The sequence below is a fragment of the Vibrio sinensis genome (assembly GCF_003605645.1).
GTDB lineage: Bacteria > Pseudomonadota > Gammaproteobacteria > Enterobacterales > Vibrionaceae > Vibrio > Vibrio sinensis.
The window spans coordinates 1-20,759 of record NZ_QVMU01000040.1; the positions used below are offsets into that span (position 1 = coordinate 1).

At 41.9% G+C, this 20,759-nt stretch carries 19 protein-coding genes, 3 tRNA genes and 1 rRNA gene; 21 read left to right on the forward strand and 2 right to left on the reverse strand.

The features are described from left to right. The first annotated feature begins 22 nt into the window (after positions 1-22). From DZ860_RS22615 to luxS, 11 genes are all read left to right on the forward strand, one after another. Positions 23-99: transfer RNA gene (locus tag DZ860_RS22615), tRNA-Arg, on the forward strand. Positions 100-172: 73 nt separating this feature from the next. Beyond that, positions 173-249 (forward strand) — tRNA-Arg (locus DZ860_RS22620). Positions 250-701: 452 nt separating this feature from the next. Beyond that, positions 702-959, forward strand: coding sequence for an oxaloacetate decarboxylase subunit gamma (locus DZ860_RS22625; protein ID WP_120035462.1), 258 nt, complete (start codon positions 702-704; stop codon positions 957-959). A gap of 32 nt (positions 960-991) precedes the next feature. Further along, a complete protein-coding gene (gene oadA, locus DZ860_RS22630; protein WP_120035463.1) occupies positions 992-2,776 on the forward strand; it encodes a sodium-extruding oxaloacetate decarboxylase subunit alpha in 1,785 nt (594 codons plus the stop codon). 11 nt (positions 2,777-2,787) lie between these two features. Beyond that, on the forward strand, positions 2,788-3,918 hold the full coding sequence (locus tag DZ860_RS22635; RefSeq protein WP_120035465.1) for a sodium ion-translocating decarboxylase subunit beta: 1,131 nt from the start codon (positions 2,788-2,790) through the stop codon (positions 3,916-3,918). A gap of 144 nt (positions 3,919-4,062) precedes the next feature. Continuing rightward, positions 4,063-5,013, forward strand: a complete 951-nt coding sequence (locus DZ860_RS22640) for an NADP-dependent oxidoreductase (protein WP_120035467.1) — start codon at positions 4,063-4,065, stop codon at positions 5,011-5,013. Beyond that, the gene (locus DZ860_RS22645; protein WP_120035469.1) at positions 5,007-5,468 is read left to right on the forward strand and encodes a YqaA family protein; all 462 of its coding nucleotides are present in this window, start codon (positions 5,007-5,009) and stop codon (positions 5,466-5,468) included. The genes DZ860_RS22640 and DZ860_RS22645 overlap by 7 nt, the downstream gene beginning before the upstream one ends. Before the next feature lie 9 nt (positions 5,469-5,477). Beyond that, a complete protein-coding gene (locus tag DZ860_RS22650) occupies positions 5,478-8,336 on the forward strand; it encodes a M16 family metallopeptidase (RefSeq protein WP_120035471.1) in 2,859 nt (952 codons plus the stop codon). Positions 8,337-8,541: 205 nt separating this feature from the next. Continuing rightward, positions 8,542-10,110 (forward strand): glutamate--cysteine ligase, encoded by a 1,569-nt coding sequence (gene gshA / locus DZ860_RS22655; protein ID WP_120035499.1) that lies wholly within the window; start codon positions 8,542-8,544, stop codon positions 10,108-10,110. Positions 10,111-10,128: 18 nt separating this feature from the next. Next, on the forward strand, positions 10,129-10,725 hold the full coding sequence (locus DZ860_RS22660) for a transglycosylase SLT domain-containing protein (RefSeq protein WP_120035473.1): 597 nt from the start codon (positions 10,129-10,131) through the stop codon (positions 10,723-10,725). Positions 10,726-10,783: 58 nt separating this feature from the next. Beyond that, the gene (luxS, locus tag DZ860_RS22665) at positions 10,784-11,302 is read left to right on the forward strand and encodes an S-ribosylhomocysteine lyase (protein WP_120035475.1); all 519 of its coding nucleotides are present in this window, start codon (positions 10,784-10,786) and stop codon (positions 11,300-11,302) included. Between the two features lie 39 nt (positions 11,303-11,341). Here luxS and DZ860_RS22670 read toward each other — a convergent pair whose 3' ends face one another. Continuing rightward, positions 11,342-11,818: an RDD family protein gene (locus DZ860_RS22670; RefSeq protein WP_120035477.1), complete on the reverse strand. Its 477-nt coding sequence runs from the start codon at positions 11,816-11,818 to the stop codon at positions 11,342-11,344. Positions 11,819-12,009: 191 nt separating this feature from the next. Between DZ860_RS22670 and DZ860_RS22675 the strand changes: the two genes are divergently transcribed. Together DZ860_RS22675 and DZ860_RS22680 are read left to right on the forward strand one after the other, a co-directional pair. Beyond that, positions 12,010-12,094, forward strand: a tRNA-Leu gene (locus tag DZ860_RS22675). Between the two features lie 103 nt (positions 12,095-12,197). Next, positions 12,198-12,530, forward strand: a complete 333-nt coding sequence (locus tag DZ860_RS22680; protein WP_120035479.1) for a hypothetical protein — start codon at positions 12,198-12,200, stop codon at positions 12,528-12,530. A gap of 334 nt (positions 12,531-12,864) precedes the next feature. Here the strand turns inward: DZ860_RS22680 and trmY are convergent, their stop codons facing one another. Further along, on the reverse strand, positions 12,865-13,461 hold the full coding sequence (trmY, locus tag DZ860_RS22685; protein WP_120035481.1) for a tRNA (pseudouridine(54)-N(1))-methyltransferase TrmY: 597 nt from the start codon (positions 13,459-13,461) through the stop codon (positions 12,865-12,867). A 637-nt stretch (positions 13,462-14,098) separates the two neighbouring features. On the opposite strand from trmY, the gene DZ860_RS22690 reads away from it, so the two are divergent. From DZ860_RS22690 to DZ860_RS22730, 8 genes are all read left to right on the forward strand, one after another. Continuing rightward, a complete protein-coding gene (locus DZ860_RS22690; RefSeq protein WP_120035483.1) occupies positions 14,099-14,404 on the forward strand; it encodes a PTS sugar transporter subunit IIB in 306 nt (101 codons plus the stop codon). Positions 14,405-14,513: 109 nt separating this feature from the next. After that, a complete protein-coding gene (locus tag DZ860_RS22695) occupies positions 14,514-15,845 on the forward strand; it encodes a PTS sugar transporter subunit IIC (RefSeq protein ID WP_120035485.1) in 1,332 nt (443 codons plus the stop codon). A 35-nt stretch (positions 15,846-15,880) separates the two neighbouring features. Beyond that, on the forward strand, positions 15,881-16,198 hold the full coding sequence (locus tag DZ860_RS22700; protein ID WP_120035487.1) for a PTS lactose/cellobiose transporter subunit IIA: 318 nt from the start codon (positions 15,881-15,883) through the stop codon (positions 16,196-16,198). 2 nt (positions 16,199-16,200) lie between these two features. Beyond that, positions 16,201-17,523, forward strand: coding sequence for a 6-phospho-beta-glucosidase (locus DZ860_RS22705; RefSeq protein ID WP_120035489.1), 1,323 nt, complete (start codon positions 16,201-16,203; stop codon positions 17,521-17,523). Between the two features lie 40 nt (positions 17,524-17,563). After that, complete coding sequence (gene chbG, locus DZ860_RS22710; protein WP_120035491.1) at positions 17,564-18,301, forward strand: chitin disaccharide deacetylase; 738 nt, start codon at positions 17,564-17,566, stop codon at positions 18,299-18,301. Between the two features lie 107 nt (positions 18,302-18,408). Further along, positions 18,409-19,419 (forward strand): LacI family DNA-binding transcriptional regulator, encoded by a 1,011-nt coding sequence (locus DZ860_RS22715; RefSeq protein WP_120035493.1) that lies wholly within the window; start codon positions 18,409-18,411, stop codon positions 19,417-19,419. Positions 19,420-19,495: 76 nt separating this feature from the next. Then, positions 19,496-19,900 carry a VOC family protein gene (locus DZ860_RS22720; RefSeq protein ID WP_120035495.1) on the forward strand — a complete coding sequence of 135 codons (405 nt, stop codon included), beginning with the start codon at positions 19,496-19,498 and terminating at the stop codon, positions 19,898-19,900. Positions 19,901-20,680: 780 nt separating this feature from the next. After that, positions 20,681-20,759 (forward strand): 16S ribosomal RNA (locus DZ860_RS22730); the annotation flags it as partial.

Genomic DNA, 20,759 nt, shown 5'->3' on the forward strand with positions numbered 1-20,759 from the left:
AGCTATTGATAACGAAACCCGTGCGCTCTTAGCTCAGCTGGATAGAGTACCTGGCTACGAACCAGGCGGTCGGAGGTTCGAATCCTCCAGGGCGCACCACTTTTTAAGGGTTTTCATTAATCCTGATATTAATAGTCGGTTATATAACTTAACTATTGATAACGAAACCCGTGCGCTCTTAGCTCAGCTGGATAGAGTACCTGGCTACGAACCAGGCGGTCGGAGGTTCGAATCCTCCAGGGCGCACCACCATTCAAAAAAAGCCCTGCTTAATAGCAGGGCTTTTTTATTAACAAAATTCCCTCATTCTATTTACTTATCTAGCACAACTCATTGTTTTAAAAGATCTAATTGTAGAACTTTTAAGCATCTCTCAGTATTTCCTTAGTTTTTCGAATAACTTCCTATTATCAGCAGTTAAATATTCTTTCTGTCGTTGTGATTTTAGTTTTATGTGATTCGTATACAGCATCTCTCTTTAGAAAAGTGCTTAATCATAGAGACTACTTTAAACAAAATTGACAAATTTTAACCAATCGAGATAATCCTAAGCCTCTTGTCTCGATTAAAGTTTATATTTCAGGCATTAGTTAGTCCAAATGGTACATTTGGTCGCTATACATATTGTTCTATATTCGATGCGATCCAGAACAATATGAATGGAACATCTATTGTCAGGAAGACAAAGAAAGGAAGCTTAAATGGATAATATTGGAAGTCTGCTAGTAGATGCTGCCTCCCTGATGATTACAGGTATGAGTGTCGTATTTATATTCCTCACTATTCTCGTTTTTCTTGTTCGGTTAATGTCCAAATTGGTACCCGAAGAAGTACCTGAGCCGATCACCACCACGAATCCAAATAATAACGTTCAACCATCATCTTCTACAGTTAGCCCGCGCGTTGTCGCTGCCATTTCTGCGGCAGTACATCAGTATCGCGCATCGGCAGCTAAGTAGTATCTAGAATGGATTACAAGGAGTTTAAGAGCATGTCAAAACCACTAGCGCTAACAGATGTGGTACTTCGCGACGCCCATCAGTCATTGTTTGCCACGCGTATGCGTATTGAAGATATGCTGCCTATCGCAGCAGAATTGGATAAGGTTGGTTATTGGTCACTAGAGACTTGGGGTGGAGCGACATTTGATGCTTGCATCCGTTTTCTTGGAGAAGATCCATGGGAGCGTTTGCGTGAGCTAAAAAAGGCAATGCCAAATACACCGATGCAAATGCTACTTCGTGGTCAGAATCTTTTAGGTTATCGCCATTATGCTGACGACGTAGTTGAAAAATTTGTAGAACGAGCGCATGCCAATGGTATGGACGTTTTCCGAATTTTTGATGCGATGAACGATGTTAGAAATTTCCAAAAAGCAGTGAAATCGACGATTGACGTTGGCGCACATGCTCAAGGTACGTTGTCTTATACTACCAGCCCTGTACACAATACGGACACCTGGGTGGACCTTGCTAAGCGATTAGAAGATCTCGGTTGCCACTCATTATGTATTAAAGATATGTCTGGCCTTCTTAAGCCTTATGAAGCTGAAGAATTGATCACTCGTATTAAAGCATCTTGTGATGTTCCACTGGCTCTCCATTGTCATGCCACAACAGGGCTTTCAACGGCCACTGCTGTTAAAGCCGTTGAAGCTGGAATTGATATTTTAGATACCGCGATCTCTTCCATGAGCTGTACTTACGGCCATACGCCAACGGAAACAGTGGTTGCGATGCTACAAGGTACAGAGCGTGATACCAACTTGAATCTCGAACAAATTGAACCTATTGCGGCGTATTTCCGTGAAGTTAGAAAGAAATACGCGAAATGGGAAGGTCAGATGAAAGGTGTCGACTCTCGCATCTTAATCGCCCAAGTTCCTGGTGGCATGCTGACGAATATGGAAGGCCAGCTTAAAGAGCAAGGCGCAGCAGATCGTATTGATGAAGTGTTAGAAGAAATTCCACGAGTACGTGAAGATTTAGGTTTTATCCCTTTGGTTACGCCAACATCACAGATCGTGGGGACTCAAGCTGTTATCAACGTGCTGACGGGCGAACGCTATAAGAGTATCACCAAAGAAACTGCCGGTGTTCTGAAAGGTGAATATGGTGCAGCCCCAGCACCAGTAAACGTTGAGCTACAGAAAAAAGTACTAAATGGATCTGAGCCTGTTACGTGTCGTCCTGCAGATCTTCTAGATGCTGAATTGCACATTTTAACTGATGATCTTCTTTCCAAAGCGAAAGAAGAGGGGATCTCGTTAGCTCAAGATACCGTTGATGATGTATTGACCTACGCACTATTCCCGCAAGTAGGGCTAAAATTCCTTAAAAATCGTCATAATCCAGAGGCATTTGAGCCGGCACCGACAAAAGAACAACCTGTCGTAGCAGCAGTATCTACACCGGTACCAACGTCAGATCGTATTGAAACCTACAGCGTTAAAGTTGATGGCCAAGTGTATGACGTAGAAGTGGGACCGCAAGGGCAACTTACCTCTGTGTCACCATCAGTATCAGAGCCTGCGGTTGCCGCAGCTCCTGCTTCAGTTGGGAACTCTGAAACGGTACCTGCTCCACTGGCCGGTAACATCTTTAAAGTAGTGGTGCAAAGTGGTAGCGAAGTTGCAGAGGGAGACGTGTTACTTATTCTTGAAGCCATGAAGATGGAAACTGAAGTAAGGGCAGCGCGTGGAGGGGTTGTTCAGAACCTCCATGTGAAAGAGGGTGATTCTGTCACCGTTGGTGCTCCATTACTTAGCTTAGCGTAAGGGAAAGTACCATGGACGGATTACTGACGCTATGGTCAGAGACGGGCATTGCAAACTTCGAGTTTGGGCAAATTTGTATGCTTATCGTTGGCTGTACATTGCTTTACTTAGCGATTCGCAAAGGGTTTGAGCCTCTACTGCTACTTCCAATCGGTTTTGGTGCAATTCTTGCCAATATTCCTAATGCTGGCTTTACTGAGCCAGGGGGCTTGCTCTACTACATCTACTATGTCGGTATTGATTCAGGAGTATTCCCACTGCTGATATTCATGGGTGTAGGGGCGATGACGGACTTCGGTGCTTTAATCGCTAACCCGAAAACTCTTTGGTTAGGTGCGGCTGCGCAATTTGGTATTTTTGCGACTCTGTTTGGTGCCATTTTCCTAAACTATGTGCCTGGCATGGAGTTTAGCATGGCGGATGCTGCATCGATTGCAATCATCGGTGGTGCAGATGGTCCAACGGCGATTTTCCTTGCAAGTCGATTATCACCTGATCTTCTTGGTGCTATTGCCGTTGCAGCCTATAGCTATATGGCTTTAGTTCCGATTATTCAGCCGCCAATTATGAAAGCTCTGACAACACCTGAAGAGCGTAAGATCAAAATGGCTCAATTGCGCCATGTCGGAAAAACAGAGAAGATCTTATTTCCACTTGCGGTGCTTCTAATGACCATTCTGTTCCTCCCATCAGCCACACCATTAGTTGGTATGTTCTGCTTAGGTAACTTAATGAGAGAAGCGGGTGTTGTTGATCGTCTTTCTAAAACAGCTCAGAACGAGCTTATTAATATTGTCACGATATTTTTAGGCCTTGGAGTCGGTTCAAAGTTACAAGCCGATGAATTTCTAAATATAGAAACATTGGGAATTTTAGCGCTTGGTGCGGTGGCATTTAGTATTGGTACTGCCGGTGGTGTGCTGATGGCTAAATTGCTGAACAGGTTCTCGAAAGAAGATATCAACCCACTTATTGGTGCTGCAGGGGTTTCTGCTGTACCAATGGCTGCTCGCGTGGTTAATAAAGTTGGCCTTGAGGCAAATCCTCAGAACTTCTTGTTAATGCATGCAATGGGGCCAAACGTAGCGGGTGTTTTAGGTTCAGCTGTAGCAGCTGGTATTTTGCTCGCTTTAGTTGGGTAACTATTGCATAAAACAGACTTTCGGAAGCGTAGATTTCTGATAGGTTAATTTTACGTCAATGGGGTAACTCAGCTTTACAAAATGTTATATATTCAAAGGGATGCTTCGGCATCCCTTTTTTTCTATCGATAGGGATTTCAGATTATGAAAAATAGACAGATTGTTATTACAAAGTTCGGGCAGCCTGACGTTCTTGCGGTGCGTGAATCTTTGGTTCCTCAACCTCAAATTGGTGAGGTTCTTGTTAAGGTGGCTTATGCTGGGGTGAACCCTATCGATGTAAAAACCCGAGCAGGACTAGGGTGGGCGGCAGCACAAAATAAAGATAATCTACCATGGGTGCCTGGATATGATATTTCTGGTGAAATTATAGCCCTAGGGGAAGGTTCTGATCGCTTTATTATTGGTGATAAAGTAGCAGGATTTATTGGTTTCCCATTACAAGGCGGCGGCTACAGCCAGTATGTTTGTGTCCCAGAAAGTGCGTTAAGTTTTGTTCCTGAATCCGTTACGCTCGAAGCCGCGGCTAGCTTACCTCTCGCCGGTCAAACGGCAGCACAAGCATTAGAGAATGTCGCACTAAAAGATGGTGAGCGTGTATTGATTTTAGCTGGCGCAGGTGGTGTTGGACATATAGCGGTACAAATTGCCGTAGCTGCAAAAGCTGAAGTGTTTACGACTTGTAGCGAAAGTAACTTAGATTATTTAGCAACGCTGGGGGCTCATGCGATTAACTATCAGTTTGCTTCTGTATCAGAACGATTAGAAGACGTAGATGTGTTGATCGATTTGATCGGTGGGGACGCGGCATTAGATGCGTTAAAGTGTTTAAAAGATCATGCGAAAGTAGTTACGATCCCAACTATGTCTGCTGAGTTAATTTGTGAAAAAGCCAAACTACTTGGCTTTTCTGCAACAGGGATGCTCGTCGATCCCAGTCCTGAACAATTGGACGCAATGTTATACATGGTGAGTATTGGTTTGTTGAAAGTAGAAATTCAGCATATTTATCCTTATACACAAGTGATTGATGCTCATATACAAATTGAAACCGGTCATACAAGAGGCAAAATTTTGCTAGATATGCAATGTTAGCAGCGTTTGATTCTGCATTCGAAGCCATCGCGTTATGGTTTTCTGATTCGGCACTTTGGGTACTATTTCTTAGTGGTTTTCTCAGTGCGACATTACTGCCCGGTGGCTCTGAAGCCGGATTACTCGCTACGTTAGGTTTGAATCAGTATTCGACATTTATCGTGATAAGTGTCGCAACGATTGGCAATACCTTAGGTGGGTTAACAAATTATTGGTTGGGTCTTTGGTTACCGAATCGAACTCAAGATGAAAAGCATGGTCATAAAGCATTACAGTGGCTAGAAAAGTATGGCTATTGGGGATTGTTTTTTAGTTGGTTACCGATTATTGGTGACCCTTTGTGTTTAGCTGCTGGTTGGTTGAGGATGTCGTTTCTCCCAGTTTTGTGGTTAGTTTTTATTGGTAAAGCATTTCGTTATAGCTTGCTTGCCGCCATTTACTTTGGATTTTTTTAAGGATATGTCATGAGAAAAGTTTGGTTTAGCACCCTTTCTCTCGTCGCTCTTTATGGGTGCTCTTCAACGGGTATGCCATCGATTCCGTTTATATCTTCGCTCCCAGCAGGCGTTACTCTGATTGAGGAAGTGACACCTCCGCGTGGGCAAGCTGCGATTCCTTATTCCAAATACCAACTTGATAACGGCCTGACCGTGATCTTGTCGCCGGATCATTCTGATCCACTTGTTCATGTTGATATGACTTATCACGTAGGATCAGCTAGAGAGGAACTTGGAAAATCAGGTTTTGCTCATTTTTTTGAACATATGATGTTTCAAGGTAGCGAGAACGTTGGGGACCAAGAGCACTTTCGTATTATTACTGAAGCTGGCGGAACCTTAAATGGGACAACAAACCGCGATCGTACCAATTACTTTGAGACCGTTCCTGCGAATCAACTGGAAAAAATGTTATGGCTTGAGTCGGATCGAATGGGTTTTCTCCTCGATGCTGTCTCTCAACGTAAATTTGAAATTCAGCGTGATACCGTTAAAAACGAGCGAGCTCAAAACTACGATAATCGACCTTATGGCTTGATGTGGGAAAAAATGAGTGAGGCGATGTATCCAGCAGGGCACCCATATTCATGGCAAACCATAGGTTATGTCGAAGATCTAGATCGTGTTGATGTTAATGATCTTAAAGCTTTCTTTCTGCGATGGTACGGGCCGAACAATGCGGTACTTACCATAGGTGGAGATATCAATGTTGAGCAAACATTAGAGTGGGTCAATAAGTACTTTGGTTCTATTCCTACAGGACCTAAAGTTGATAGCGCCCCTAAGCAACCGGCAAAGCTGACTGAAGAGCGCTACGTTACGTTAGAAGATAACATTCAACAACCGATGGTTTTAGTCGGTTGGCCGACGACGTATCGTGGTGAGCAAACCCAAGCATCACTCGATGCACTAGCTAATGTGATTGGTAATGGTGCAAATAGTTTGTTGTACCAAAAATTGGTCAAAACGGAGAAAGCTGTCGATGCTGGAGCTTTCCAAGATTGTGCAGAATTAGCGTGTAATTTTTATGTCTATGCAATGGCCCCATCGGGAGAAAAAGGGCAACTCAAACCGCTATACAACGAATTGATGCAAACCTTGAATGATTTCCAAAAACAAGGTGTGACCACAGAGCGTTTAGAGCAAATTACCGGAACAGCCGAAGCGGATGCAGTTTTTGCGCTAGAAAGTGTGAGAGGGAAAGTTTCTCAACTCGCCTCAAATCAAACGTTTTTTAATCAGCCAGATAGGTTGCAATCGCAGCTTGCACAAATTCGCGCAGTGACACCTGAATCAGTGATGAGCGCCTATCAAAAGTTCATTAATGGTCACAATAAGGTAACGTTAAGTGTTGTGCCAAGAGGGCGAGACAATATGGCCGTTGTCCCTGCGGATTTTACGCCGCCTGTACGAGAGTTACCGACATACCAAAAGCTAACGGATGATCAGTTGTCCTATCGTCCTGCTGAAGACAGTTTTGACCGTTCTGTGATGCCTAAAGTGGCAAAAGGCGTGAAAGCGCAGATGCCGGAGCTGTACAAAGTCTACTTTGATAATGGGATTGAACTACTGGGAACCGAAAGCTCTGAGCTTCCTACTGTCCAATTGGAAATTCGTTTACCTGCGGGTGAGCGCTATGTTCAGAATGGGCAGGAAGGGCTCGCAAATTTAACCGCCTCTTTACTGCAAGAGGGCAGCAAAACATCAACCGTAGAAGAGCTGAAAGCCAAACTAGATAAAATCGGTAGTACAGTCTCTGTTGATGCTGGTAATTATACCACCACGATATCAATCTCTAGCTTAGATAAGTATTTGCCAGAAACCTTGGCGATAGTAGAAGAGGTGATGTTTGAACCAAAATTCAGCCAACAAGATTTTGAGCGTCTTAAAAAGCAAATGTTGGAGAATGTGGTCTATCAACATCAAAAACCAAGTTGGCTAGGTTCACAGGCTACACGTCAGGTGCTTTTTGCCGGTTCAGTCTATGAGCGTTCGAGTGATGGTAATGAAGCGTCGATTAGCCAACTAACTCTGGATGACGTAAAGCGTTTTTACAAACAGCATTATACGCCACAAGGAACTCAGATTGTTGTGGTGGGCGATATATCGAAACGCAAGATTGAATCAGAACTTGGTTTTCTTCAAGGGTGGTCAGGTGAAGCAGCACCATTGTTGCGACCTGAAGTTTTTCGAAAATTAGATAAGCAGAAAATTTACCTAGTGGACAAACCAGGAGCACCACAAAGTATTGTGCGCTTCGTTCGTCAAGGTTTGCCATTTGATGCGGTTGGTGAGGTGTATTTGACTCAGTTGGCCAACTTTAATTTAGCTGGAAACTTTAATAGTCGAATTAATCAGAACTTACGTGAAGATAAAGGCTATTCCTATGGAGCAAGTGGGTATTTAGCGTCAAATCGAGAAGTCGGTGCGATTGTCTTTTCAACCCAAGTGCGTGCTGATGCGACGGTCCCATCAATTGTCGAGATAATGAAAGAGTTGGACCAATATAGTCAAAAAGGTATGACGAAAGATGAAATGACATTCTTGCGTTTGGCTGTTGGGCAACAAGATGCATTAAAGTATGAGACGCCAGCACAGAAAGCTCAATTGTTAGGGAGTATACTGGCATACACTTTAGATGAGGATTACCTAAAACAACGTAATGAGATAGTTGAAACGGTCAGTAAAGAGACACTTGATACTCTGTCGCGTAAGTGGTTTTCTCCTGAAGATTATCAAATTATTGTTGTCGGAGATGCAAAATTGCTAAAGCCACAGTTAGAAAATTTGCAGATCCCTATAGAAGAGCTTGAAATCGTTCACTAGAGTACATATTAAGTAGAGATAATATTATAGGGTGACTTAGGTCACCCTTTGTAAGTTTAATTGTCCAGTTTGAATAACATTACTCGTTGCATACTGTAACGAAAGTTTATCCCTATGTTCAATGTTTGGCGTATTATAGCGCCAGTGTATGAACAGTTCGGTGATGAACTGTGTTATCCAAACCTTTGATATAGGCGGTTCCATTTTGACTGAATTTGCTTCACGACTTGAACGAGTAGCTCGTAATCCGGAAGTTTTTAAGACCTTGGGTCGTGGTGTTGAGCGTGAAACATTACGTTATCACCAAGACGGTCGTCTCGCCTGCACTCCTCACCCTGTTGGTCTTGGATCTGCATTTACGAACGATAAGATCACCACGGATTTTTCAGAATCACTATTAGAGTTTATTACGCCAGTTTCTCGAGACATCGATACACTCATCGGTCAGTTGGAAGATATCCATCACTTTACTCAGACAAAGTTGGGTGAAGAAAAGATGTGGCCATTGTCGATGCCTTGTTTTGTCGGTGAAGAAGATGATATCAACCTGGCACAATATGGTTCATCGAATCCAGGTAGAATGAAAACGCTATATCGAGAGGGCTTGAAACGTCGTTATGGAAGTTTGATGCAAATCATCTCAGGTGTGCATTTTAACTTCTCCTTTCCTGATGTTTTTTGGGATGAACTCTTTGGCGAACAAGATGAACAACAGCGTCAAGATGCGAAATCTGATGGCTATTTTGCTCTGATTAGAAACTACTATCGCTTCGGCTGGTTGATTCCTTTTTTCTTCGGCGCTTCACCTGCGCTATGTTCTTCTTTCCTCCATGGAAGAGAAACCGATCTACCATTTGAAAAACTAGGCCATTCTCTCTTTTTGCCTCAAGCTACATCATTACGCTTAAGTGATTTAGGCTATACCAGTAATGAGCAGAGTGATCTTAAAATTAATTTCAATAGCTTGGAAGAGTACCTAGAGGGCTTGAATGCAGCTATTCGTACCCCCTCAAATCAGTTTTCTAAAATTGGTGTAAAAGTTGATGGTGAATATCGTCAGCTCAATACTAATGTGCTGCAAATTGAAAATGAATTGTATGCGCCAATTCGTCCTAAACGAGTAGCCAAGCAAGGCGAAAAGCCATCAGAAGCGTTAACTAGAGGTGGCGTTGAGTACATTGAAGTTCGTTCATTAGATGTTAACCCGTATAGCCGAATCGGTATTACAGAGGATCAAGTTCGTTTCTTAGACTTGTTCTTAACCTGGGCCATGTTGTCTGATTCAGAACCTATGGATTACTGCGAGCAGGCTTGCTGGCGTGACAACTGGAACAAAGTGATTATTGAAGGGCGTAAGCCAGACTTAGAGCTCAAAATTGGTTGTATGGGTGAAGTTCTTACTCTGCAAACATGGGCAAAGCGTGTCTTTGATGAACTTGTTTTGATTGCAGAACAAATGGATAAAGCAAACGGTGGTAATCACTATCAAGCGGTTTGTACAAAGCTATTGAGTTGGATTGATAATCCAGAATTGACCATTTCAGGTCAGTTTTTAGAAGAAACCAAATGTTTTGGCGGTATGGGTAAAGTAGGATGTGAATTTGGTAAGCGATACCGAACTGAACATTTAGAACATCAATATAAAATTTACTCAAAAGCTCAAATGGAGCAAGAAGTAGAGCGCTCGATTGAAGCTCAGAAAGTAGCAGAAGAATCAGATACGGTAAGTTTTGATGCTTTCCTTGAAGATTATTTCTCTTACTTAAAATCATAAGCTGTATCGAAGGGAAACATGCGAAAAATCAGTTTATTGCTAGGATTGCTCTTACTGAGTGGGTGTGCGACATCGCCACCCACAAAACAAAGCAACTTATGCGACATTTTTAGAGAAAAACCGAGTTGGTATGACGATGCTGTTGATATGCAAGACGAATGGGGAACACCTATTCAAATTGCGATGGCATTTGTAAAGCAAGAAAGTAGCTTTCGTCACGATGCAAAGCCACCACGTGATTACGTATTAGGGTTTATTCCTTGGGGAAGAGTGAGCAGTGCCTACGGCTACGCCCAAGCTCAAGATCCTGCATGGGAAGACTTTCAAAAAGCGACGGATCATGGTGGTTCACGCAGTAACTTCGATGACTCAATGATGTTTATTGGTTGGTATACGTCAGAGACGCAAAAGCAGTTGGGTATATCGAAGTGGGATACTTATAACCAATATCTTGCCTATCACGAGGGACGTGGCGGTTATAAGCGAAAAACTTACCGTTCAAAGCCATCGTTGATCAAAGTGGCAAGAAGAGTCGAACAACAAGCGAAAGACTATGGTTGGCAGTTAAAACAATGCCGACAAGAATTAGAGAACAACCGAAGCTGGTTTTTTTAGTCAAGCTACCTGCTTGAGGTAGGAAAATTCAGGATGAATTAAGTAGTAGGAGAAGGATATGCCGTTACTAGACAGTTTTACCGTTGATCACACTCGAATGAATGCACCTGCGGTGCGCGTAGCAAAAACAATGACAACCCCAAAAGGGGATACAATCACAGTATTTGATTTACGCTTTACTGCGCCCAATAAAGATATTTTGTCTGAAAAAGGAATTCATACTCTAGAGCACCTTTATGCGGGCTTTATGCGCAGCCATCTCAATGGTGATGGTGTAGAAATTATTGATATTTCGCCAATGGGGTGTCGAACGGGTTTTTATATGAGCCTAATAGGGACGCCTGAGGAAAAGCAGGTTGCGGATGCTTGGTTAGCTGCGATGCATGATGTGCTTAAGATAGAAACCCAAAAACAGATTCCAGAGTTAAATGAATACCAGTGCGGAACGGCAGCAATGCATTCACTAGAGCAGGCTCAGAGTATTGCACAAGCGATTATTTCCGCTGGGATATCCGTCAATAAAAATGATGAATTGGCCCTGCCGGAAACCATGCTCAAAGAGCTGAAAGTTGACTAGAAAACAAGAATAAAAAAGGAAGGCTTAGCCTTCCTTTTTTTACTTTACTTTAGGTAAAACAACCACTTGTGTTTTTGCCCAGATATCGTGAAACCCACGCTTTTGTGGGTCGAAAGGAACCGTTAAGTTGGCTAAACCAAAGCCTGATGTCCCTAAGCGAATTAATGCTTGAGTAACTGTAATCGGGCGGTTGTTGAGATCTCGGACTTGAATTTTCCAAGCTCGCATCCCTAGAGTTTGTCCTGCTCGTGTCCAGAAATAGACAAAAAAGTAGATCCAAACGATGGCTAAGTAGAGCGTGTAAACAGGGCTCCATATTGGGTGATTGGACAGAAAGTCACTGACATCCAAATAAGGAGCTACATTGAAAATACCCATCGCCATGAAAGCGTGTAGAACCGCGACCACAAGACCAGCAGCCATCATTTCGATAGCAATAATAATCAAGGTGTCGTAAAAAAGAGCCCCAAGGCGGCGCATTAACCCCGCTGGTGGCAAAGTGTTGTTCAGTGACATAAAACCTACTTACTCATTATTATAAGGCGTCAGGATATAGCGTCACTTTTCATCTGAAAAGAGAGCTTGCGCACAGCTTACCGATTTGTGACTAAATAACCAGCAAACGATTCGAGAATCAACCTTTTATGCTTGCACGAATAACTTGGATACGTATAATGCAAACCATCGAAAGGCAATAGCCTCAAGATGCCGGTATGGTGAAATTGGTATACACGACGGATTCAAAATCCGTTGCCTTCGGGCGTGGCGGTTCAAGTCCGCCTACCGGTACCATATTTAAATGACAAAGCCTCGACGAAAGTCGGGGCTTTGTTGTATCTGCTCCAATATAAAAAAGCCCTCATTGTTTTCCTTATAATCCATCTGGGAGACATTGTTGACTATTAAGATCTCGCCTTTAGCTGAGCACAAAATGACAATCAACAGACTGCTATTAATTAAATATATCGTATTCATTGGATTACTCAGTTTTGTGATCGTGGTGGGGTATAACTTCATCACAGATGGCATACATGATGCGGTGATTTTTAGCCCCGTGATCGATGATTTTATGTGGGGGACGGTTTGTTCGCTTATTGGTGCTGTTAGCTTCGTGATTGCGTTAAAGAATAAATCAGTGCTCGGAAAGTTTAGATACGTTGTGCAAGGTGCTTTGTTCTCAGTTGGTGGGCTAACTATGCTACTTGATGGCATAAAAACATTATTCTGAATAACGAACAGACAACTCTTTGTATGGTGTGAGGTTGCATAATTTGTTGAGCCTCATACTATTTCAATACTAAACAACTACCTGCCAACTTTTCGATTACTGTTTAAAATCTGCTTATTTCGGGGGGGGGGGCAGGTTCAAGTCCGCCTACTTCTACCATATTTAGAAAGGTCGTTTTAGCGCTCGGAAATTATTTCGGCGTGCCTTTCTAACTTTTGTCTCACTTTACGCTGTTTGTTCATATCTTATAGATACACCAATGACTTCGCATTTTAACCGATATAAAAAAACCGCAAATCATCATGCGGCTTTAAATCGAATAGTGGGTTAATGCTTAACCGCGTCGGTCGAGTTCATTGTTAATTAATACAACACATTGAGAAGCAAATAACATTTGTGGACCAAGACTAATTTTTTGAGTGTTCAATCGCTTCAAGCTATTCCAACTCTTTTTCGGCATAGGGATGTGATCGGTTAGGATGAAGCAGACATCGCCCTCAAAAGGTTGTTCTCGAATATCTGTGCCTTTTTTATCGAGAAGGTGCAGCGAGTAGTTCTCGGCAAGTCGTTGAACCAACTTTTCAAAACTAATCGTTTCAACAGATAAACCTGACTCAACTTCACGATACTCTTCTTTTGACATACCCACAGAGTGGCCTAAAGCATGAGCGATCTTGTTAATCAGTGCTGATTCATGAAAGCCGCCAATATTGCGTAATTGGTCTGAGTGAAAGCAAATCGTTCGAGAGAAGTCATTGGTGCTTTCTAGAACTAGATAGACGATTACATCATCACGATGGGATTGCGCAGTAAATAGGGCATTCATCAATACATGTGCAAGGATTTCTGAATGACTCTCTTTGCCGACTCCAGCTAAAAATGTCTCTTTGTCGGTGGATGCTGCGCGTGCTCTTACTACGAACGCTTTCATATTCATGCTCTATATAGCTATATCTCGGTATAGCGGGGTGAATGTAAAACAGCCATTTCTTAATGTGAAAACACCAATCCTATTTTCACAAACTGTCTAACGAGAAGTAACTCGAACATATACGCTATTCTTGTGATGCTTGTCTAGTGCTTTGCTATAGATGTTTAATAACCACATTAGGTTCCTTAAATCCTAATGCGCTTGTGGAGGGATTCAGTTTGAGACTTTTGAAAGTGTTTTGTGAGCTTTTGGGTTGTCGTGACCTTTTAGATCATAGGAACCTTTATGCTGACTTCCTCGTGTTTATGTCTGAAAGCGCAACCACGTTTCTGAACGGAGTATCTTTTGCTAGTTGCGATATATACAGCTAATAATGAATGTTATTAATAGATGTTAATATAGAGAGATACCAAAAAAATACAGTTAAATTAAATAAAATATTCGTAGAATAATAGTATGCCATGCTAAATATGCCATCATGTTTTTAATTTTAAATATCAGAAAATGTATTAATGATAATTACCATTTGCTAAAAATGGGATTTTGTTCACGCTCAATGCAACCGGTTGCGCTTTTTTGTGTTGTCTATTTTTGCTACAGTTTGTTTAGGGAGCAATTAATAGAAGGAAGCATAGAAATGAAAAAGATTTTGCTTTGTTGTAGTGCTGGAATGTCAACCAGTATGTTGGTAAAAAAAATGGAACAAGCCGCGATGGAAAGGGGGGTTGATTGTAAAATAACAGCAATGTCAGTGAGTAACTTTGATGATGCAATCATTGAATATGATGTCTGTTTGTTAGGGCCACAGGTTCGATTTCAGTTAGAAGAACTAAAAAAGGTGGCAGATGAACATGGGAAAAACATAGCAGCAATTTCTGCGCAAGATTATGGAATGATGAAAGGTAATGAAGTATTAACCCAGGCGCTAGAGTTAATTAATTAGTACTCTATTATCACGAAATTAAAATAGACAAATAAAAGCAGGTAAATATAAGTGTGTGCCATGTATTAATTGGCGCAGGGTTTTTTACATCTAAAAAAAGGAACTTATTATGAAGCTTTATGACGCGATAATAGGAGTCGTTGAAAAACATATCGCCCCATTAGCAGCAAAATTGGGCAATCAATCCCATGTAAGAGCAATGCGTGATGGTTTTATTGTTGCGATGCCATTTATTATTGTGGGCAGTTTTATTTTAATATTTGCATTCCCCCCATTTGCAGAAGACACCACTAATGCATTCGGTCGAGTGTGGTTGGACTTTGCGACGAAAAATTTTGACGCGATTATGATGCCGTTCAATATGTCTATGGGCATTATGACGATTTTTGTATCGTTAGGGGTCGCATATAGTTTAGCTAAAGCATACAAAATGGATGGTATTACGAGTGCAGTTTTATCATTAATGTCTTTCTTGCTGGTGGCCTCACCGGCAAAAGATGGCGCACTCTCGATGTCGCATATGGGAGGGACCGGTATTTTCACCGCCGTTATGTGCGCGTTCTTCTCTGTTGAGCTTTATCGGTTCATGAAAAAAAACAATATTACGATACGTATGCCAGAACAGGTCCCTCCTGCGATTGCGCGTTCATTTGAAGTTCTACTCCCTGTATTAGCTATTTTTGTCACTCTTTATCCGCTCAGTCTTTTTGTTCAAGCTCAATACGATATGTTAATTCCAGATGCAGTGATGGCAATGTTTAAGCCATTAGTGAGTGCATCCAATACGTTGCCAGCGATTATTGGTGCTTTGGTTTTGTGCCAACTGTTGTGGTTTGCAGGTATTCATGGTGCTGCGATTGTTGTCGGGTTACTGTCGCCAATCTTCTTAACTAATATCAGCGTTAATATTGATGCGTTTGTCGCGGGGCAACCTATTCCAAATATCTTTACTCAGCCGTTTTGGGATTTCTATATCTTTATTGGTGGTTCTGGCGCGACCTTGGCTCTGGTTCTACTCATGTCATTTAGTCGTTCGGCACACTTGAAAAGTATTGGCCGAATGAGCGTTGTTCCAGGTTTCTTTCAAATCAATGAGCCTGTGATATTTGGCAGTCCAATAGTGATGAATCCAATTCTCTTCATTCCTTTTGTTTTTGCCCCAATTGTAAATGCGACCATTGCTTACTTTGCGATCCAGTTAGGTTTCGTCGGGATGGGTGTTGCTACAACGCCTTGGACCACGCCGGCATTGATTGGAGCATCATGGGGGAGCGGTTGGACTATTTCTCCAATTATCTTAGTTGTTGTATTACTTATCTTAGATCTCTTTATGTACCTACCATTCTTCAAAATGTTTGAGAAACAGGTGTTAGAGCAAGAGTTGCCAGTAACAGAAAAAAATCAAGATGACGCGAAGAATCCGCCTGGTGTACACGCGTAATGAGCTCAAGTTTTGTCAATATTAAGGAGAATGGTATGGACCAAGAAATGGTTGTGATGGAGATCATCTGCAATGCTGGTGAGGCGCGCAGTCTGAGCTACCAAGCTTTAAAGCTCGCTCGTGAGAAGAGCTTCTCTCAGGCAGAAGATGCTTTGGATCAGGCGAAATCGTGTTTGAATAAAGCACATTTAATTCAAACACAGTTAATTGAGGCTGACCAAGGTGAGGGAAAGGTTCCGATGACATTAGTTATGGTTCATGCTCAAGATCATCTCATGACAACCATTCTTGCCCATGAAATGGCAAGAGAGATGGTGAGCCTACATCAGTTGTTGATGACAAAGGGAGGCTGATCATGTCTAGAAAGACTTTAAAACTCGCAATTATTGGTGGCGGCAGTAGTTATACCCCTGAGCTAATTGAGGGAGTATTAAAACGCAGAGATGACTTACCGGTAAGCGAGATTCACTTAGTGGATATAGAAGAGGGGGAAGACAAATTATATGTTATTCAAACTCTAGCTCAGAGAATGATCGACAAGGTCGGAGCTGATATTACGATTACTGCTAATTTTGATCGTAGGGAGGCTATCTCCGGGGCTGATTTTGTCATGACTCAATTTCGTGTTGGAGGTCTAAAAGCCCGTGCCAATGATGAGCGCATTCCACTTAAATATAATGTTATCGGGCAGGAGACAACTGGAGCGGGTGGATTTGCCAAAGCGTTACGTACTATTCCCGTTATCTTGGATATTTGTCGTGATATTGAAGAATTAGCACCAGAAGCATGGATGTTGAACTTTACTAATCCGGCAGGGTTAGTAACAGAAGCTGTGAATAAGCATACCAATGTAAAAAGCATAGGTTTGTGTAATGTTCCTGTATCGATGCAGATGATGATCGCCGATATGATGGCGTGTGAGTTAAAAGACCTACAACTTGAGTTTGCTGGCTTGAATCATTTGGTGTGGGTACATAAGGCATGGCTAGATGGTAAAAACATTACAGCTGAGGTTCTAGCTAAGGTTGGCGATGGTGCGAACTTCAGTATGAAAAATATTTTCGAAGAACCTTGGGATCCTGATTTTCTAAGGGCTTTAGCGGCGATTCCATGTCCTTATCATCGTTACTTTTATCAAACCGATGCAATGTTAGAAGAAGAAAAGCAGAGCGCCATTGATAAAGGGACTCGAGCTGAGCAGGTGATGCTTACGGAACAAGCTTTGTTTGATTTATATCGTGATGAAAACTTGAACGAAAAGCCTAAAGAGTTAGAAGAGAGGGGTGGAGCATACTATTCAGATGCATCATTAAATCTTGTTGATGCGATTTACAATAATCGTAACACCATTCATGTGGTGAATGTGCCGAATAATGGTGCGATTAATACACTACCCTTAGATGCGGTGATTGAATGTAGTTCAGTTATTGGTAGTTGGGGAGCAAAACCAGTAACGGTTGAAGAGTTATCTCCTGCGGTTAATGGCCTGCTTCAGCAAGTCAAAGCTTATGAACAACTCACCATCGATGCGGCGGTTTTAGGCGATTACGACAAAGCGCTCATGGCATTATCTAGTCATCCATTAGTTCCTGACATTCGAAAGGCGAAATCTATTTTGGATGACATCTTACGAGTGAATGCAGCTTATTTACCTCAGTTTAAAGTTAGCGTGCCGTGATGTTACTGTGCGTGATGAAGAAGTAGGGGAGGGATAAGGTATGCAGATAATTTTTAACGCGGACGATTTTGGTCTCACGCAAGGAATTAATCATGGCATCGTTGAGGCCTTCCGTAGCGGCGTTGTTCGTTCGACAACTCTGATGGTGGGGATGTCGGCTGAACGGCATGCACTAGAACTTGTGAAAGAGAACTCAGGTTTACATGTCGGTATCCATCTCCGTTTGACGACTGGGCGACCGCTGACGAAGGCGATGACCTTGATCGATGAGCATGGGGAGTTCTTGTCGCTGGCTGACTGGGAAGACAAACAAAGTATCGATGCTAGGGAAGTCTATGAGGAAGTTGTTATGCAAATAGAGCACTTTTTGCAGCTAGGGATCCCGTTAAGTCACATAGATAGTCATCATCATATCCATATGCACCCGTTGATAGCGCCGATTGTTTATAAAGTGGCACAGCGCTATCGAGTACCGCTGCGAGGCGTTGGAGTACCGGATCATCTATATAATGGCATTCACTATCGTTTCTCAGATAAATTTTATGATCACGCCATAGGTGTAGAGCAAGCGAAGCAACTAATACAAGAACATATTAAAGATGTCGATATTTTAGAGGTCATGTGTCACCCAGCTTACATTGATGCTGATTTAATTAAGATCAGTAGTTATCAGCAACAACGGGAGATTGAGCTTTCTACATTAACCTCGCCTGAATTTATTCGATTTTTACGGTTGCATGATGTACGAGTCACGGATTATTCAGTACTGACTTATTGAGTAGCAATACAATGTGTATTATCGGGCTGCCAGTCTAATACCCCCTAACGTTTTGGATGCTGGTGGCCCTTTTTATATAAGTAAAAATAGAGAGATACTTTAATCATATGGCTAGGATCAAAGATGTCGCAGCACTCGCGGGGGTCAACCGTTCAACGGTGTCTCGAATTATTAATGGTGAGGGTAAGTTTCGAGAAGAAACTCGCCTTAAAGTAGAACAAGCAATGGCTGAGTTAAATTACCGCCCGAGTGCCATCGCTCGTTCTCTTGCGACATCATCAAGCAATATGATGGGATTGCTGGTTACTTACTATACTGGTGGTTTTTTTGGCGCAATGATGGAACAAGTACAATCAGAACTTGATTTACATGCTAAGTTTTTAATTACTGCTCAAGGGCATCATTGTGCTGATGGAGAAAGAGAAGCGATTCAACGTTTCCATGCTCTACGATGTGATGGTTATATTCTTCACTGTAGGCACTTAACAGATCATGACTTACTAGACTTGGCAAAGCATGAGCCTCCATTTGTGTTACTTGATCGTTTAGTTCCGGGGTTAGAAGAGCGTTGCATCACTTATGATCATCATCAAGCGAGTGCAAAAGCAGTTCAACACTTAATAGATAGTGGGCACAAAAATATAGGATGTATCTCAGGACCGATATCAAGAGCGAACAGCCTGTTACGCAAACAAGGTTACCTAGACACGATGACTCTCGCTGGAATTGAAGTTGATGAATTATGGGTAGAAGAGGGGAACTATGGCATTGAAAGCGGATATATAGCCGCAAGTAAGCTGCTATTAAACAACCCTGAATTGACGGCGGTTTTTTCATGTAGTGAAGAGATGACCGTTGGACTTATGAAATACCTGCATGAACATAATATTCAAGTACCTAATCAATTATCAGTTGTCAGTTTTGATAGTGTAGATAGATGTGATGCTTTATACCCTGCAGTAACGTCGGTGTGCTTCCCAATTGACGATATGGCAAAAGTGGCCGTTCAAGTTCTGATGGGAATGACGAACAAGCAAGAATTCAAAGAACAAAAGAAGTTTGTACCCAAGTTAGTCGTGAGAAAAGCCGATCGAGTTTTATATTCTGAACCAGTATAAGCAACGTGTTTGCTAAATGTTGTCTATCTTTAAGTTAAGTGAAGCAAGGAAGCTAAGTAACTACAGGAGATAGATTATGCATTCATTAACGCCATATTTGTTTTTTTCAGGTCGTTGTAAAGAGGCATTGGCTTTCTATCAGCATTGCTTTAATGCTGAAGTGACAACAATGCAGCTTTTTAAAGATGCTCCTCAATTAATAGAGGGTGCCGATCCTGAGTGGGTGATGCACTCAGAGTTAGAAGCTTATGGTATTCGATTGATGTTATCTGATGGTGTTGTCGCCAAAGAGGTGTCAGGAAACAATGTTGTTCTATCAATAGTATTAGACGACCTCGAGAAACAGGGAGAGTTGTTCGAACGCCTATCGCATGGAGGACATATTATGACACCACTCTCTGAAACATTTTGGGGAGCATGTTTTGGTAAAGTCGAAGATCAGTTTGGGGTGCGCTGGATGTTACATTGCGATTTTGTTTAATGCTGATGAACATATGTCGATAGAGTGCTATCTGTTTTGATCTTCTGAGAATACATCTATACATATGTAGGCGCTCAAATTAATAATGACACTGTTGATTCAGATTTTTCGTCACCTTTAAAATTAAGTATGAACTGTTTTCTCAGAACTGCGCATTTACATGTTCTCTAACTAATATGTGTAATGATGCATGATTATGGTGTGTTATCCACAGTCTTTTGTGGGTAACTAGTGAGCAAGGTGGGGGTAGTTTTGCCTGTAAATTTACCTTGTTTAATTAGTGAACGTTTAAGCATTTTTTATAAGAAAAAATGCATTTTATACTTGCCAATAAATCCCACTTCCCTATAATGCGCATCCACTGACAGGGCAGACGCCACAAGGCTTCAGCAATGGTCAGCGAGGAAGTAGCTTCCGAGGAAATTAAATTGTAAAAGTGTTTGACTCTTTCAATTATCTCGTTAGAATTCACCTCCGCTTCGAAAGAAACATTCTTTTAAAGCAACGCTCTTTAACAATATAAACCTATCAATCTGTGTGGGCACTCGTTGATGATAATCCAATAAGTTTTTGCTTAGGCAAAGACTGTTTCTTCGGAAACAAATTGGGTTCAATGAACTGAGTGACCAATACGAATAAYGACTTTCTCTTGTAGAAAGRARTTATTTGGCACAGTCAATTCATTACCATTCTGTTGGAATGGTAATAGCTTTAAAATTACTTMTTACTTTCGAGTAAGGACAGTTTTGAAGTCAGTATTCATTGAGCCGACAAAATCTTAAATTGAAGAGTTTGATCATGGCTCAGATTGAACGCTGGCGGCAGGCCTAACACATGCAAGTCGAGCGGTAACATTTCA